Source organism: Clostridium tagluense (assembly GCF_003865095.1).
Classification (GTDB): Bacteria; Bacillota; Clostridia; order Clostridiales; family Clostridiaceae; genus Clostridium_AD; species Clostridium_AD tagluense.
On record NZ_BHYK01000005.1, the window covers coordinates 68,682 to 85,944 of the forward strand.

19 protein-coding genes are annotated in these 17,263 nt (G+C 30.8%); all 19 read left to right on the plus strand.

The window, feature by feature from the left end:
• Positions 1-171 precede the first annotated feature (171 nt).
• The 19 genes from pta (at position 172) to ylqF (ending at position 17,147) form a co-directional block, all read left to right on the plus strand.
• Positions 172-1,173: a phosphate acetyltransferase gene (pta, locus tag Ctaglu_RS05865; protein WP_124999013.1), complete on the plus strand. Its 1,002-nt coding sequence runs from the start codon at positions 172-174 to the stop codon at positions 1,171-1,173.
• Positions 1,174-1,218: 45 nt separating this feature from the next.
• Positions 1,219-2,412, plus strand: a complete 1,194-nt coding sequence (locus Ctaglu_RS05870) for an acetate kinase (protein WP_124999015.1) — start codon at positions 1,219-1,221, stop codon at positions 2,410-2,412.
• Positions 2,413-2,630: 218 nt separating this feature from the next.
• The gene (locus tag Ctaglu_RS05875; protein ID WP_124999017.1) at positions 2,631-3,131 is read left to right on the plus strand and encodes a YceD family protein; all 501 of its coding nucleotides are present in this window, start codon (positions 2,631-2,633) and stop codon (positions 3,129-3,131) included.
• A 12-nt stretch (positions 3,132-3,143) separates the two neighbouring features.
• Complete coding sequence (gene rpmF / locus Ctaglu_RS05880) at positions 3,144-3,329, plus strand: 50S ribosomal protein L32 (RefSeq protein ID WP_124999019.1); 186 nt, start codon at positions 3,144-3,146, stop codon at positions 3,327-3,329.
• Positions 3,330-3,513: 184 nt separating this feature from the next.
• Positions 3,514-4,536, plus strand: coding sequence for a phosphate acyltransferase PlsX (gene plsX / locus Ctaglu_RS05885; protein ID WP_124999021.1), 1,023 nt, complete (start codon positions 3,514-3,516; stop codon positions 4,534-4,536).
• A gap of 35 nt (positions 4,537-4,571) precedes the next feature.
• Positions 4,572-4,805 (plus strand): acyl carrier protein, encoded by a 234-nt coding sequence (gene acpP, locus Ctaglu_RS05890; RefSeq protein WP_124999023.1) that lies wholly within the window; start codon positions 4,572-4,574, stop codon positions 4,803-4,805.
• Between the two features lie 185 nt (positions 4,806-4,990).
• Entirely contained in the window at positions 4,991-5,692 is a 702-nt protein-coding gene (gene rnc, locus Ctaglu_RS05895) for a ribonuclease III (protein ID WP_124999025.1), read from the plus strand.
• Positions 5,685-6,776: an elongator complex protein 3 gene (locus Ctaglu_RS05900; RefSeq protein WP_124999027.1), complete on the plus strand. Its 1,092-nt coding sequence runs from the start codon at positions 5,685-5,687 to the stop codon at positions 6,774-6,776. Before rnc ends, Ctaglu_RS05900 begins: the two co-directional genes overlap by 8 nt.
• A 65-nt stretch (positions 6,777-6,841) precedes the next feature.
• Positions 6,842-7,102 (plus strand): stage V sporulation protein S, encoded by a 261-nt coding sequence (locus Ctaglu_RS05905; protein WP_124999335.1) that lies wholly within the window; start codon positions 6,842-6,844, stop codon positions 7,100-7,102.
• Positions 7,103-7,441: 339 nt separating this feature from the next.
• Positions 7,442-10,996 carry a chromosome segregation protein SMC gene (gene smc / locus Ctaglu_RS05910; RefSeq protein WP_124999029.1) on the plus strand — a complete coding sequence of 1,185 codons (3,555 nt, stop codon included), beginning with the start codon at positions 7,442-7,444 and terminating at the stop codon, positions 10,994-10,996.
• Positions 10,997-11,043: 47 nt separating this feature from the next.
• The gene (ftsY, locus tag Ctaglu_RS05915) at positions 11,044-11,955 is read left to right on the plus strand and encodes a signal recognition particle-docking protein FtsY (protein WP_124999031.1); all 912 of its coding nucleotides are present in this window, start codon (positions 11,044-11,046) and stop codon (positions 11,953-11,955) included.
• A gap of 108 nt (positions 11,956-12,063) precedes the next feature.
• Positions 12,064-12,411 (plus strand): putative DNA-binding protein, encoded by a 348-nt coding sequence (locus Ctaglu_RS05920; protein WP_124999033.1) that lies wholly within the window; start codon positions 12,064-12,066, stop codon positions 12,409-12,411.
• Between the two features lie 10 nt (positions 12,412-12,421).
• Positions 12,422-13,771 carry a signal recognition particle protein gene (ffh, locus tag Ctaglu_RS05925; RefSeq protein WP_124999035.1) on the plus strand — a complete coding sequence of 450 codons (1,350 nt, stop codon included), beginning with the start codon at positions 12,422-12,424 and terminating at the stop codon, positions 13,769-13,771.
• Positions 13,772-13,814: 43 nt separating this feature from the next.
• Positions 13,815-14,057, plus strand: a complete 243-nt coding sequence (gene rpsP, locus Ctaglu_RS05930) for a 30S ribosomal protein S16 (protein WP_124999037.1) — start codon at positions 13,815-13,817, stop codon at positions 14,055-14,057.
• 34 nt (positions 14,058-14,091) lie between these two features.
• Entirely contained in the window at positions 14,092-14,319 is a 228-nt protein-coding gene (locus Ctaglu_RS05935) for a KH domain-containing protein (protein WP_124999039.1), read from the plus strand.
• A gap of 130 nt (positions 14,320-14,449) precedes the next feature.
• Positions 14,450-14,941 carry a ribosome maturation factor RimM gene (gene rimM, locus Ctaglu_RS05940; protein WP_124999041.1) on the plus strand — a complete coding sequence of 164 codons (492 nt, stop codon included), beginning with the start codon at positions 14,450-14,452 and terminating at the stop codon, positions 14,939-14,941.
• The gene (trmD, locus tag Ctaglu_RS05945; protein WP_124999337.1) at positions 14,938-15,660 is read left to right on the plus strand and encodes a tRNA (guanosine(37)-N1)-methyltransferase TrmD; all 723 of its coding nucleotides are present in this window, start codon (positions 14,938-14,940) and stop codon (positions 15,658-15,660) included. The genes rimM and trmD overlap by 4 nt, the downstream gene beginning before the upstream one ends.
• Positions 15,661-15,844: 184 nt before the next feature.
• Positions 15,845-16,192: a 50S ribosomal protein L19 gene (rplS, locus tag Ctaglu_RS05950; protein WP_124999339.1), complete on the plus strand. Its 348-nt coding sequence runs from the start codon at positions 15,845-15,847 to the stop codon at positions 16,190-16,192.
• Between the two features lie 109 nt (positions 16,193-16,301).
• Complete coding sequence (gene ylqF / locus Ctaglu_RS05955) at positions 16,302-17,147, plus strand: ribosome biogenesis GTPase YlqF (protein ID WP_124999341.1); 846 nt, start codon at positions 16,302-16,304, stop codon at positions 17,145-17,147.
• Positions 17,148-17,263: the final 116 nt, after the last annotated feature.

Consider the following 17,263-nt stretch of genomic DNA (forward strand, 5'->3'; position numbering starts at 1 on the left):
AAGCATATATATTCAAGGATAAAATAAAAATAAGAGAAAATTACGAATAGGGCGAATAAATAAAATACAATATATGTAGTGGATTTTCATATTTTAGGTTGAAATGTATACCAGAAAAGTAGTATATTATTAGTGTATATAAGTTGATAATAAGGGAGAGGAGAAATAAGAATGGCATTTATAGAGAAAATATGTAAAATGGCAAAATCAGATGTGAAAATAATAGCACTTCCAGAAGGTGAGGAAGAAAGAACTATAAGAGCTAGTGAAATCATAAAAAATAACTCAATAGCTGAGGTAATATTAATAGGTGATTTAACTGTAATAAAAACAAAAGCAACTCAGCTTGGAGTTAACCTTGAGGGGATAGAAATTGTAAATCCAAAAACTTCTCAAAAAACTGATGGATATGCAAAAGCATTTTATGAATTAAGAAAAAATAAAGGAATGACTCCGGAAAAAGCCGCAGAGACATTAAAGGATCCACTGTATTTTGGAACCATGATGGTTAAAATGGGAGATGCGGATGGATTGGTATCAGGAGCAGTACATACTACAGGAGATTTACTTAGACCTGGAATGCAAATTATTAAAACTGCACCGGGAATTAAGGTTGTTTCAAGTTTCTTTATAATGGAATTACCTAACAATGAATATGGTGAAGACGGACTGCTTTTATTTGCAGATTGTGCTGTCAATCCAAATCCTAATGCAGAGGAATTAGCGTCTATAGCTATAAGTACTGCAGATAATGCAAAATGTTTATGTAATTTTGAACCTAAGGTTGCAATGTTATCTTTTTCAACTATGGGAAGTGCAAAGCATGAATTAGTTGATAAAGTTGCAAAAGCTACTGAAATTGCAAAAAATGCTAGACCAGATTTACAAATTGATGGAGAGCTTCAACTAGATGCAGCTATAGATATTAGTGTAGCAAAACAAAAAGCACCAAATAGCACTGTAGCTGGAAATGCAAATGTATTAGTCTTCCCGGATTTACAATCTGGAAATATTGGGTACAAATTAGTACAAAGATTTGCAAAAGCTGAAGCTATTGGACCAGTTTGTCAAGGGTTTGCAAAGCCAATAAATGATTTATCAAGAGGATGCAGTGTTCAAGATATAGTTAATGTTGTTGCTGTAACTGCAGTTCAAGCTCAAATTCAAAAATAGTTTTATATATATTTAAAAACACATACAGCTCGGGAGGCGAATTTAATGAAAATATTAGTTATAAACTGTGGAAGTTCATCATTAAAGTATCAATTAATAAACATGGAAAATGAAGAATGCTTAGCGCTTGGCCTGGTAGAAAGAATAGGAATAGAAGGATCAATATTAACTCAAAAGGCGAGTGGAGAGAAATATATTATTGAAGAGTCCATGAAAGATCATACAGATGCAATTAGATTAGTACTTGGAGCACTTGTAGATCCGAAGCATGGTGTTATTAAAGAACTATCAGAAATCGATGCTGTGGGACATAGAATTGTTCATGGTGGAGAAAAATATGCTTCATCAGTTGTGGTTAATGATGAAGTGATGAAGAATCTTAAGGAATGTTCAAAACTTGCACCACTTCACAATCCAGCTAATATAATTGGAATCAATGCTTGCAAAGCATTAATGCCAAATACTCCTATGGTAACTGTATTTGATACTGCATTCCATCAAACAATGCCAGAGGTTGCATATGTATACCCACTACCATATGAGCTTTATACTAACAATGGCGTTAGAAAATATGGCTTCCATGGTACATCTCACAAATTTGTTTCAGAAAAAGCTGCAGAAATGATGGGCAAAGACATAAAAGATTTAAAATTAATAACTTGCCACTTAGGAAATGGAGCAAGTATTTCTGCTATAAAAAATGGTAAATCTATAGAAACAAGTATGGGATTTACTCCACTTGAAGGAATAGCTATGGGAACTAGATGTGGAAGCATAGACCCAGCTATAATAGTATATATAATGCAAGAGCTAAATTTAACAATTGATGAAGTAAATGATTTAATGAATAAAAAATCAGGAGTTCTAGGAATATCTGGAGTAAGCAGTGATTTTAGAGATATAGAAAAAGCTGCATGGGAAGATGGAAATCATAGAGCACAGTTAGCACTTGATATATTCTCCTATAAAGTTAAAAAATTCATAGGATCTTATGCTGCAGTAATGGGTGGCGTAGATGCAATTATATTCACAGCTGGACTTGGCGAAAACTCTCCGGAAACAAGAGAAGACGTATGTAATGGCTTAGAATTTTTAGGAGCAGTTTTAGACAAATCTAAAAATAAGGTTCGCGGAAAAGCTGTGGAATTAAATACAGTGGATTCTAAAACTAAAATATTTGTTATACCAACAAATGAAGAATTAGTAATTGCAAGAGACACGCAGGCTTTAATAAAATAAAGACTTTAATAAAGTCATTGCTAATTGCTATGATAAATAAATCTTGACTTTTTACTGTATTGTTTATATAATAGTCTGTGTTTGATGTAAGTAAAAAACTATTTAGTTAGGAGGGACGCAGAAGCTTTGCTCGAGCTGTATATTTTTTATACAAGGTATAAAGTTTTTCTTTATATGAGAAAAAACTAAATGTTATTTAGTTTTTCAGAGTGGATGATATGGTAATAGATGTTTCAGAATTGTTTAGTAATAAAAACACAAGAAAAAAAATTCATTTAGATTTAGAAAAAGATAAGTTTTTTTATGAAAATGAATTTGTACAATTTTCTAAACCAGTTAAGTTAGATTTGATTTTAAAACCGAACGGTGATGAAATAGATTTATCTGGGGAAATAGAGACAGAACTATTGCTTGCTTGTTCTAGGTGTCTTGAGACTTTTTCATATTCAGTAAACATTGAATTAAATGAGAGATTGTCGAAAACTCTAAAGAGTGAAGATGAGGATATTATTTTTATTAATAATGATAGATTAGATTTAGATGAAATCGTGGAAAATAATATCATTTCTATGTTGCCTATAAAACGACTTTGTAGTAAAGGTTGTAAAGGCTTATGCCATCATTGTGGAATTAATTTGAATCATAGTACGTGTAAATGTGCTATTGACGATGTTGATCCAAGGTTGGCAAAATTAAAAGAACTGTTTTTAACTGATTAAGGAGGTGTTACAATGGGAAATCCAGCTAGAAAATTTTCTAAAGGTAGAAGAGATTCTCGAAGAGCGCAAACATTTAAACTTGGTTTACCGGGAATAGTTGAGTGTCCTCAATGCCACGATATGAAACTTTCTCACAGAGTATGTAAAAACTGTGGTTATTACAAAAATAGAGAAGTTATTGTTATGGAACCAAAATAAAAAGAAAGTCGAAAGACTTTTTTTTTATTATTTAAATATAATTATGGTAAATAAAATATAATTATATTTCAGTCTGGTATTAATAATACTAGAAATATTTGCACTATATAGTATATAATATATATAAATATAATTTATATATATTATATTTATTTATAAGGCAAATTCAAAGTGAGGTTTTAAAATGGTAGTTGTTGTAGATGGCATGGGAGGAGATTTTTCTCCAAGTGCTGTGGTTGAAGGTTGCGTTGAGGCTTTAAAAGAATATGATATAGATATATTAATAACTGGGTCTGAGGAATTAATTCGATGCGAGCTATTGAAATATACATATGATTGTAATAGAATAAAAATTGTTGATGCCAAAGAGGTTATTAGTACAAGCGAACATCCAGTAATGGCTATTAAGCGTAAAAAAGATTCAAGCCTTGTAAAAGCATTGAATCTTGTAAAAAGTGGGGATGCAGATGCTATTATTTCAGCAGGAAGCACTGGTGCATTTTTAGCTGGCTCTACGCTTATAGTAGGAAGGATAAAAGGCATAGATAGACCTGCACTTGCACCTATAATGCCGGGTAAGAATGGCCCGTTTATGATAATTGACTGTGGAGCTAATGCAGAATGTAAGCCTCATTATTTAGTGCAATTTGGACTTATGGGTAAAACATATTTCGAAAATATTCTTAAAATATCAAATCCATCTGTAGGCCTTGTAAATATAGGAACTGAGGAAGAAAAGGGTAATGAACTTTCTAAATCAGCTCATAAACTACTTAAAGAAGCAAATTTAAATTTTGTAGGAAATGTAGAAGCTAGAGAAATACCAACTGGCGATACTAATATTTTGGTATGTGATGGGTTTGTAGGAAATGTAATTTTAAAATTATACGAAGGCGCAGTTGCTAATATATTTGATATATTAAAAACTGGTATAATGAGTTCCTTTAGAACCAAGCTTGGAGGAATGTTATTAAAACCAGTCTTTAAAAAGTTTAAAGCTGATTTTGACTATAAAGAATATGGTGGTGCTGCTTTTCTAGGAGTAAATGGGATTTGTATAAAAGCTCATGGGAGTTCAGATGCCAAAGCTTTTAAAAATGCCATTAAACAGGCTGTAATATTTAATGAAAATAATGTTGTAGAAAAATTAAAATTGGAAATTGAAAAATTATCTGAGCAGGAAAAAAACATAAGTAATAATTTGTAAAAAAATATTTTGGAGAAAGTTAAGGAGGTGAAAATATTATGTTTGAAAAAATTAGAGCTACTATAGCATCACAGTTAAGTATAGATGAAGAAGAGATAAAAATGGAATCATCTTTTATGAATAATTTAGGAGCTGATTCTCTTGATATCGTTGAATTAATCATGGCATTGGAAGAAGAGTATGAAATAGAAATTCCAGATGAAGATGTTGAGAAAATTGCTACTGTAGGCGATGTAGTAGAATATATTAAAGCCCACACCGAAGAATAATATAAGGCTCCGCAGTATTGCGGGCCTTTAGCTTTTTCAAACTTATTTTTGAATTTATTATAAAAATCAAATCTAGTTGTTTTATTAGGATTGGCGAAGTAAATTGAATAATAAACTTGATAAATATGGCTAAGGTGCATAGAATAAAAAATATTTAAATAAAATTCCTAAAGGAGCAATGATTAATGAAGTGCGATATAAAGTTACAGGACCTTGAGAACCAGCTAGGACTAAATTTTAGTGATAAGGAGTTATTAAAAACCGCAATAACCCATAGTTCTTTTGCAAATCAGAAAAAAAAAGTTGAATTTAATGAAAGACTTGAGTTCCTCGGAGATTCAGTGTTACAACTTATTATATCCGAATACTTATATACTAATTTCACTGAAAAGTATGAAGGATATCTAACTAAAATTAGGTCCCTAATTGTTTGTGAAAATTCACTGTGTGATATTGCGAGTGGTTGGAACCTTGGAATGTATATGAACATGAGCAAAGGTGAAGAAATTACTGGTGGTAGAAATAGGGTTTCAATATTGGCTGATTGCGTTGAAGCGGTAATAGCTGCTGTATACTTAGACTCCGGAATAGAATATTCAAAGACTTTTATACTTACTAACTTTAAGGCAACTATCGATAAAGCAATTAGTAATGAGATAGTTTTGGATTACAAGACTAAGCTTCAGGAAATATTACAGCAAAATGGAGAAGTTCATATTTGCTATGAACTTGTAAAATTTGAAGGACCACCGCATAAAAGGAAATTTTTTGTTGACGTATTAATAAATGGTTCTATAAGTGGATCAGGGCAAGGGCTTAGTAAAAAGGAAGCAGAGCAAAATGCAGCCAAAGAAGTTATGATAAGTCGGGAGGATATGCATGAGTAATTTGCATTACATTATTCCAATTTTCGTTCCACATGAAGGCTGTCCACATGATTGTGTGTTCTGTAATCAAAATAGCATAACAGGAACAAAATCAAAAGTTGATGCAGCTTATGTTGAGAAAACAGTAAATGAATATTTAAAAACAATAAACAATGATGAAGCTATTATTGAGGTATCATTTTTTGGAGGAACTTTTACAGCTATAAAAACAGAAAAGCAGATAGAACTTCTAACTGTTGCGAAGAAGTTTAAAGATAGTAACAAAATAAAATTCATTAGGTTATCTACAAGACCAGATTATATTGACGATAGTGTACTTCGCGTTCTTAAACAATACACTGTAGATATTATAGAACTAGGAGTGCAGTCCATGGACGAGGAAGTTCTATTAAAATCAGGCAGAGGGCATACTGCAAAAGATGTAGAGCTTGCTTCAAAACTTATAAAGGAATATGGTTTTATATTAGGGCATCAAATTATGATAGGTCTGCCAGGAGATAATATAAACAAAGATATGGATACAGCTAAAGGGGTTATTGCTCTTAAGCCAGATATTTGTAGAATATATCCGGCTCTTGTAATTAAAGATACGCCTATGGAAAAAATGTATGAAAATCAAACATTCAAACCTTATTCATTAAGTGAGGCAGTAAATATAAGCAAAATAATTTACCTTATGATGATGGTAAACAAAATAAACGTTATTAGAATAGGATTACAGCCCACTGAAGAAATCTCAGAGGGGAATGATTTAGTTGCAGGACCATTTCATCCCGCATTTAGGGAGTTGGTTGAAGGCAGTATATATAATGATATACTATATGATGCTATAATTAATAATGTTAAAAATGATCACACTGTTAATAGGGTTTTAGTTAAAATAAATCCAAAAGACATTTCAAAACTTTACGCTAATGGCAAAAGCTTTTTTTATGACATAAAGAAACAAATAGCTACAATTTTGATAGAAGTATTTCAAGATATCACTATAGAACGTGGAAGTATTAGAGTGTGCATAGGAGAAAAATGTATTAATATGAGCATATATGAATATGCACATGCAAAATATAAAAAAGGATTTTAATTTACTGTATAGAATATATTACCTATAGTACTTGTAACAAGGAATTTAGTAGGGGGTAATATATGATGGAAGTATTAAAGGTGTCGGCAAATTCACAACCTAAATCAGTAGCAGGAGCATTAGCAGCAGCACTAAGGGGAAATTCAATTGCGCAGTTACAAGCTGTAGGTGCGGGAGCCGTTAATCAAGCTGTAAAAGCTATTGCCATTACAAGGGGTTTTGTTGCACCCAATGGTATGGACTTAGTAGTAGTTCCAGCTTTTGTGGAAATAAGCATAGATGGAGAAAAAAGGACAGCTATAAAATTCATAGTTGAACCAAGATAAAAAACCGTGCATGCACGGTTTTCTTAATTTATTGTTAGTCTAGCAATTGATATTTTCATATAAATGCTATAGACTATATAATAGTATAATTTTGAATTATACATATAAGCTCTAAAAGTTAGCACATTAAATAAAGGATATATTACGATTACTAAATTTGTAGTAATATATACTTTTATTTTTTATATTAAAGATATTACAAAATAAAAATATGAGGTGAATTATGAATAAGAAAAAAAGAGATAAGTATACAAAGGTAATGATTTATGGAGTGGTTATAATTTTTACATTAAGTATCGTACTACCCATGTTATTTAGGTAAAATAGGAGAGTGTTATCATGTTTTTAAAGTCTATTGAAATAAGAGGATTTAAATCCTTTGCAGATAAAACAGAATTAACATTTAAGAAGGGTATTACAGCGGTAGTAGGACCTAATGGTAGTGGTAAAAGCAATATTTCTGATGCTGTTAGATGGGTTCTTGGAGAACAAAGTGTAAGAAATCTAAGAGGAGATAAGATGGAGGACGTTATATTCGCAGGCACACAGTTTAGGAAACCTGTTAGCCTTGCACAGGTTGCCTTGACACTAGATAATAGTGATTGCGAATTGGATATTGATTATTCTAATGTCACCATCTCCAGAAGATTATATCGCTCTGGAGAAAGTGAATATTTAATAAACAATACATCTTGTAGATTAAAAGATGTTCAACAGCTTTTTATGGATACAGGCATAGGAAAAGAAGGATACTCTATTATTGGTCAAGGTAAAATTGATGCTATATTAAGTGGAAAAACTGAAGAAAGAAGAAGATTGTTTGAAGAGGCTGCAGGAATTGTGAAGTTTAAGAGCAGAAAAGAAGAAGCAGAAAAGAGATTAGACATTACCCAGCAGAATCTTATTAGAATAGAAGATATATTAAGTACTTATGAAGAGAGATTAGAACCATTAATGAATGAAAGTGAAAAGGCAAAGAAATTTTTAAAATTTTTTGAACAATTAAAAAGTAAAGAAGTTAGCATAATAATTGATTCTATAAATAAAGTTGAAAAAAAAATTAAAATAACGCAAGAAGAATGTTCTAGATTAAAGCTAGAAGTTATAAAAATTACAGGTGAAAAAAACCAGTTAAAGCAGGATGTTGAATACTGGAATAGTGAATTTGAAAAGTTTGACAATAAGAATCGGGAAGAAAAGCAACTATATTATAACAATAAGTTAATTTACCAAAATAGTATTTCAGAAATAAATATTTTAAATGAGAGAATAGAAAATTTGGTAAAACTAATCAATAAGACATCAAAGGACAGCGATGGCATTAATGAAAAACTGTCAGATTTTAAACTTAATCTACACGGAATAGATAATTCTTTAAGTAATATAAAAAACACTCAAATAGAAATAGAAGAAAAAATTCAATCTGAGGAAATGAAAATTAAGATTATCGAAGAGAATATAGAAGTTGAAAATACTGAAGCTAAATCTCTTAAGGAAGAAGAACAAAAAAGCATTGAGAAAACTATTTTATTTACTAATAGATTATTAATTTTAAATAATAATATAGATAGTGCTAAAAAAAGGATAGCTTTTTTGAAAAATAATATTGAAGATTTTAGTGATTTAATAGAAGTTAATGCCACTACAAAAATAATGTTTCAGAGCCAAATGGAAGAATTTAAAGAGAAAATACTCAATTATGATGGTATACTCCTGGAAAACAAGCAAAAGATTAGTAAACTTCAAAAGGATTTAAATAACCATGAAATAACTATGAAAAATTGTAATTTCAAAATAAATAAAAATGAAGCTAATTTTAATGTGCTAAATGCTTTAGAAAAGAAGCATGAAGGGTATAATAAATCAGTAAAAAATTTAATGCAACATATTAGTGAAGGTAAAGTAGGCAATATTAATGAATGCTTTGTACTTGGAGAAGTTATAAAAGTTGAAAAAAACTTAGAAGTAGCTATAGAAATTGCTTTAGGCGGCACAATATCACACATGATAACTAAAGATGAAATTGTGGCAAAATTATTAATTACATATTTGAAGGTAAATAATCTTGGACGTGCAACATTTTTGCCTTTAAACATTATTAAAGGTAAAAAGCTCACAATTGATATTGAAACTAAAAATAATCCTGGTTTTGTTGGAATTGCTAGCGAACTAATAGGCTATGACGAAAAGTTTAGTGAAGTAATTTCTTTTATACTTGGTAGAACAATTATATGTAAAGATATGGACTCAGCCTTAAACATTTCTAAAAAAAATAATTATAGATATAAAATAGTGACATTATCAGGAGAGGTTATAAACCTTGGTGGATCATTAACTGGTGGAAGTGTATATTCAAAAACCTCAAGTATAATTGGACGAAAAAGGGAACTACAAGAACTGGCTAAAGATTTAAATATCTTAAAAAGTGAATCACTTATTTATTTAGAAAAAATTAAACAAAATAAATCTGAAACTTTAAGGTTAGAACAGGAAAATACAAACTTAAAGGATAATATTCATTTAGAAAATATTGAAAAAACGAAAATGGAAGCTAAAATAAATACAATAGAAGATGAAACAAATAGGCTTGAAAATAATGTGAGGACTTTAAATACTGAAAAATTGTCAGAAGAGAGTAAGCTGAAAAATGACAAGAGTGAAGTAGAAGAAAAGAATATGTCTGTTTGTAAATTGACACGTTCAAAAGATGAAATACAGCAAAAACGAAGTGTGGCTTTTTTAAAATTAAAAGATAGATTACAAGAAATTGAAAATATAAAAGCATCTATTATTGATGCTAAGATAAAAAAAGCTGGAGTCGACGAAACAATACGTAATAAGGTTTCTGAAATTCAAAGGTTAAATGAGGAAATGTTAGTATATAATAAAAAAATAATAATATGTTCTAAAGAAATACAAGAAGCAATGGAAAATAAGAATATAAGTGAAGATGAAATAAAAAGTGGTGAAGAAAAAGCAAGTGAAATAAAGGCAACATTAGAAAATATGGAAAAAAACTTTGAAGAGAGTGAAATTCAAAGAATTAAAATTAAAGAAAAAATAAAAATAAGTCTGGAACAGTTAGAGAATGTTTCGCAAATCCTAGAAAAAAATGAGAAAGATTCCTATAAAAGTGAGCTGATTCTTGAGAAAATAGGCACGGAAAAGGATAATTACTATCAAAAATTGAATGAAGACTTTGAATTAACCTATGCAGAAGCCTTAGAATTTAAAAATGAAATTGATGATATTGATAAGCTTAAAAAAGAAATTTTAATACTAAAAGGGAATATATCCATGCTGGGAAAAGTTAATGTAGGCGCTATTGAGGAGTATAAAGAAGTAAAAGAGAAATTTACTTTTATGGATGTGCAAAAACAAGACTTAGTGTTATCTAAAGATGAATTATTAACGGTAATATGTGAAATGACCAAAAAAATGAAAGAGATATTTGCAGAAAACTTTGATATATTAAGGCAAAATTTTCATGAGACCTTTGTAGAATTGTTTAAAGGTGGAAGTGCGGATTTAATACTTACAGAAGGTGATGAACTTACAGCTAAAATTGATATTAACGTACAACCACCAGGAAAAAAACTCCAAAACATAAGTTTAATGTCTGGTGGGGAGAAAGTGCTATCCGCCATTGCATTATTATTTGCTATTTTAAAGATGAAACCAACGCCCTTTTGCATTTTAGATGAAATTGAGGCAGCTCTTGACGATGCAAACGTAGTTAGATATGCAGAGTTTTTAACGAAATTCTCTGATAATGTTCAGTTCATTATAATAACTCACAGAAAAGGAACCATGGAAGCTAGTGATGTAATGTATGGGGTTACAATGGAAGAAAAGGGAGTATCAAAAATAGTGTCTGTGGATTTTAATAAGTAAAAAGTAGCAAAGTTATAATAAATGTAAGACTAAAAGGAGGACTAAAAATGTTCGGAGGATTTTTTGACAAACTAAAAGATGGCCTAACTAAAACTAGAAATAGCATAACGGAAAAAGTTAGTGAAGTATTAAACTTAGCCATTAGAATTGATGATGAATTATATGAGGAACTAGAAGAAATATTAATAACAGCAGATATAGGTGCAGAGACTTCTATTTATGTTATTGAGAAACTTAAAAAAAAGGTAAAGGAAAATAAAATAAAAGATCCAACAGAGATTAGACCTTGTTTAAAAGAAGTTTTAATTGAATTATTAGGGGAAGATGAGAATTCAATAAACCCTAAAAAATTACCAAAGGTAATGCTCATAATTGGTGTTAATGGTGTTGGAAAAACTACTTCTATTGGAAAAATCGCCGCAGCACTAAAAGCTGAAAAATATAAAGTTCTCATTGCAGCAGCAGATACATTCAGAGCAGCAGCAATTGACCAGTTAGAGGTTTGGAGTAGTAGAGCTTCTGTGGAACTTATAAAACATCAAGAGGGCTCGGATCCAGCTGCTGTAGTTTTTGATGCGGTTCAAGCAGCAAAAGCAAGAAAAGTTGATGTGCTTATTTGTGATACTGCAGGTAGACTTCATAATAAAAAAAATCTTATGGATGAACTGGCAAAAATAAATAGGGTAATTCAGAGGGAGTATAGTGAGGCTAATATGGAAACTTTATTAGTTCTTGATGCTACAACTGGTCAAAATGGTGTAGAACAAGCTAAACAATTTATGGCGATATGTCCTATAGATGGGATAATACTAACTAAATTGGATGGTACCGCTAAAGGCGGTGTTGTAATATCAATAAAAAAACAACTTAATATACCTGTAAAATATATAGGCGTTGGTGAAGGTATAGATGATTTGCAAGAGTTTAATTCAAGAGATTTTGTAGAGGCACTGTTTTAAAATGAATACTTTTTAGGTTAATTTATAAAAATATTAAACTGTTAAGTAAAACTACTTGACAGGGTCTTTGAATTCTGATATTATATGACTTGTGAGCAGGGTGATTAAATGGAAAAAAGATTTGAAATTTCCCTATTATTTGATTTTTATGGTGAATTGCTTACTGAAAAGCAAAGAGATGTAATGGATTTATATTTTAATAATGATTTGTCTCTATCAGAAATAGCAGAGATAAACAATACTAGTAGGCAGGCCACTCATGATACAATTAAAACATGTGAAAAAGTGCTTTTAGTATATGAAGAGAAATTAAAATTATTAAATAAAGACCATAAACTAAAAGAAACTTTAAAAAACATTATATTAGAATTAGATAATTTACAAATTGATATAAAAGATGAAAAAATGCATCAGCTTATATATGATATAAAAGCTCAGATTAGTGAAAACATTTAGGAGGTTTATTATGGCTTTTGAAGGATTATCTTCTAAGTTACAAGATACCATAAAAAAATTAAAAGGTAAGGGTAAGCTTTCCGAAAAAGATATTAAAGAAGCTATGAGAGAAGTAAAATTAGCATTGCTTGAGGCAGATGTTAATTATAAAGTAGTTAAGGATTTTGTGAAAAATGTTAGTGAAAAGTGTTTAGGTAATGGAGTGTTAGAAAGCTTAACACCTGGGCAACAGGTTATCAAAATTGTTAATGATGAGTTAACTAATTTAATGGGTAATGCAGAAAGTAAATTAGAGTTTTCTGTAAATGGATTAACAGTAATAATGCTGGTAGGTCTTCAAGGTGCTGGTAAAACTACAATGGGTGGAAAACTTGCTCTTTCATTGAAAAAGAAAAACAAAAAACCACTATTAGTTGCCTGCGATGTATATAGACCAGCTGCAATTAAACAATTGCAAGTAGTAGGAAAGCAAATTGATATTCCGGTATTTACTATGGGAGATAAGGTTAGTCCTGTAGATATAGCAAAAGCGTCCTTAGCATTTGCCAAGGATAATGGTAATAATGTAGTTATAATAGATACAGCAGGAAGACTTCATATAGATGAAAATTTAATGGAAGAACTTCAAAATATAAAATCCAGTGTGCAGCCAAGTGAAATAATGCTTGTTGTAGATTCTATGACAGGACAAGATGCAGTTAATGTAGCAGAAAGTTTTAACTCGCAGCTAGATATAACTGGAGTGATTTTGACTAAATTAGATGGAGATACAAGAGGCGGAGCAGCGTTATCTATTAAAGCAATGACTGGCAAATCTATAAAATTTGTTGGTGTTGGTGAAAAAATGAATGATTTAGAAGTTTTTTACCCAGATAGAATGGCATCAAGGATACTTGGTATGGGTGATGTACTTTCATTAATAGAAAAGGCACAGCAAGCTATAAATGAAGATGAAGCAAAAGAACTTGGAAATAGAATGCTTTCTCAAGAATTTAATTTAGATGACTATTTAGCAATGATACAGCAGATGAAAAAGCTTGGACCATTAAACAAGATACTTGAAATGATGCCAGGTGCTAATAAAAAAGAATTGCAGGGTCTAGATTTGTCCAAAAGCGAAAAGGACATGGGAAAAGTTGAAGCTATTATAAAATCAATGACTTCATCAGAAAGAAAACATCCTAGTATGATTAGTAGCTCTTCTTCTAGAAAAAAGAGAATTGCAAATGGGTCAGGAACTTTGGTACAACAGGTAAATAAGTTGTTGAAGGATTTTGAAATGGCGAAAAAAATGATGAAGCAAGCAAAAGGATTCCAAAAGCCTGGTAAAAAAGGTTTATTTGGTAAAATGCCTTTTTAATAAAAAAACTTTGGTAGTGAATAAATTTAAGGAGGTGATATACATGGCAGTTAAAATAAGATTAAAAAGAATGGGCGCTAAACATGCTCCATTTTATAGAGTAGTAGTTGCAGATTCAAGAGCACCTAGAGATGGAAGATTTATCGAAGAAATAGGATACTATAACCCAACAACAGAGCCAACAACTATTAAAATTGATGTTGAAAAAGCAGCTAGTTGGATTAAGAATGGTGCACAACCTTCTGATACAGTTAAAAGATTACTTAAAAAAATAGCAGTCAACTAGAAAAGTTTGTAAGTAATGAATGGAGGAGTTTTCCATGAAACAGTTACTTGAAGTATTGGCAAAGTCTTTAGTTGATAAACCAGAAATGGTAGTAGTAAACGAAGTAGCACATGAGCATACAGTAGTTCTTGAATTATCTGTTGCTCATGAGGATATGGGGAAAGTTATAGGGAAACAAGGTAGAATAGCTAAAGCTATTAGAACTGTTGTAAAGGCAGCTGCTGTTAAAGAAAACAAAAAAGTAGTTGTTGAAATAAAGTAAGAGTTGGGTTCTGCCTAACTCTTATTTTAATTAAATATTGGGCTTTATCTACAAGGAAAATTTAAATAAATAGGTTTTATTGTTAAAATTATAGCTATTCATATAAGCAATATTGAAAGGAGGGTTTTAAATGAAAGATTTTATGAGTGTAGGTCAGATTGGTAAAACACATGGATTAAAAGGTGAAGTTAAGGTTTTTTCATTAACAGATTCGCTTGAAAGATTTAAAAAATTAAAAAGTGTGTATATTGATGGGGAAATTAGAAAAGTTGAAGGCTGTAAACTTCAAGCAGATAAAGCAATACTAAAAATTGAAGGTATAGACAGCATAGAACAGGCAGAATTATATAGAAACAAGTATTTGATGATTAGTCGTGAAGATGCTATTAAACTTCCGGAGGGTAGCTATTATGTAGCTGACCTTATAGATTGCAGTGTTTACGACTCAGAGGGAGAAGAACTAGGAAAAGTATTTGATGTTCTTCATACTCCAGGTAATGATGTATATTGGGTTAAGGGAAATAAAGAAGTGCTTATTCCAGTACTTAAGGATATCGTGGTTAGTATAGATATTGATAAACGCGAGATAATAATTAAGCCAGTGAATGAATGGCAAGAATGAAAATAGACATTTTAACTCTATTTCCTGAAATGTTTGAAATTTTCAACCAAAGTATTATTGGAAGAGCCATAGAGAAAAATATACTGGATATTACACCTCATAATATTCGCGATTATGCCTTAAATAAGCACAAAAAAGTAGATGATTACCCTTATGGTGGTGGAGCAGGAATGGTAATGCAAGCTCAACCACTAGTTGATAGTATTAAGGATGTCAAATTGCATAATGCTGGAAAGGTAATATTTTTGGGGCCAAGAGGGGTCACCTTTACTCAAGAAATTGCAAAGCAGCTATGCGAGGAAAGTGAATTGATATTCATATGTGGCCATTACGAAGGTATTGATGAGAGAACCTATGATTATATAGATATGGAGCTATCTCTGGGCGATTATGTTTTGACAGGTGGAGAAATGGCATGTATTCCTATAGTGGATAGCATTTGTAGGTTAATTCCAGGGGTATTATCTAGTAGTGAGAGTTATACAGAAGAATCTTTTTATGATGGAGTACTAGAATATCCTCAATATACAAGACCGGAATCTTTTGAGGGCATTCTGGTACCACAGGTATTGACCTCAGGACATCATGAAAACGTACGAAAGTGGAGAAGAGTGCAGTCACTTTTAATAACTAAAGAAAAAAGACCTGATATGTTTGAAAAGCTTAAACTTACCAAGGAAGATAAAAAACTATTAAGTGTGGAATTAGAAAAAAAGTAGTATAAGCAACAAAGATTTATTTGAAATAAAATAAATAATATCATATATATGGGTATAAAAAATATTTTTATGTTGATATATATATATATATATGATAAAATGTAGCTTGTGCTAGTACGGACGGTCCTCTGCCCATATTATAATGAGTATGAACGTCACAATAAAATTTTAGGAGGGAATGCACATGTTAGAAATTATAAGAGAAATAGAAGCAGAACAAATTAGAACAGACTTACCGAAATTTGGTGCAGGTGATACTGTTAAGGTTCACATCAAAATCAGTGAAGGTAACAAAGAAAGAGTTCAAGTATTTGAAGGAACTGTTCTTAAAAGACAAAATGGCGGTTTAAGAGAAACTTTCACAGTAAGAAGAGTAGCATCTGGTGTTGGTGTTGAAAAAACATTCCCAGTAAACGCTCCAGTTATTGAGAAAATTGAAATCGTAAGATTAGGTAAAGTTAGAAGAGCTAAACTATTCTACTTAAGAGATAGAGTTGGTAAGGCTGCAAAAGTTAAAGAAAGAATGAGATAAAATTGGGGGCTGCAGAGTCCCTTTTTATTTTTAAGCTACTTTAAGAAGGAAGAGCCTTTATAAGGCTTTATCCATTAAATAGTATGGAAAGGATTTGATAAGCATGAGTATGACCATAAATTGGTTTCCAGGTCATATGGCGAAAACAAGAAGACAAATTCAAGAGAGTTTAAAACTTGTTGATGCTGTAATAGAAATTAGAGATGCAAGAATAGTTAAATCAAGTGCCAATCCACAAATTGATGAGATTTGTAAAGATAAGCCTAGAGTCATTTTATTAAACAAAAGTGATTTAGCTGAAGATAAAGTAACTAAAGAATGGATTAAAAATCTTACAACTGATACTGTAAAACCATTGGCTGTAAATAGTATTACAGGTGAAGGGTTAAAAAGTATAAAGCCTATTCTTGATGAATTATTAAAAGAAAAGCAAGATAGACAGAGAAAAAAAGGATTAGTTAATATAGTTACTAGAGTTATGGTAGTTGGTATACCTAATGTTGGTAAATCTTCTTTTATAAATAAGTTGGCCAAAAACAATATTGCTAAAACTGGCGATAGACCAGGGGTTACTAAAAGTAAGCAATGGATAAAAACTAGCTTAGGCATAGAACTAATGGATACTCCAGGAGTATTATGGCCTAGATTTGAAGATGAAGAAGTTGGGCTTAATTTAGCATTTACAGGAGCTATAAAAGATGAAATTATGGATATTGAGGAATTAGCCCTTAGATTAATTGAAAGACTTCAGACCAATAATGCACAAAGATTAATGGAAAGATATAAACTTTCAGAAATCATGGAGAATCCACTAGACAATATGGATAACATAGGGAAAAAAAGAGGAGCTGTAATTTCTGGGGGTAACATTGACTATAATAGGATAGCGGTTATGCTTTTAGATGAATTTAGAGGCGGAAAATTAGGTGCTATATCTCTAGAAAGAGTAAAATAAGTTTAAAATATTTTATAAGGATAATCACATTTAATTTTAAATTTATTAAATATACAACTTTCTGTTTAAAAGTAGATTACGAGCATTAATTGCTATCTACTTGTAAAAATAACGGA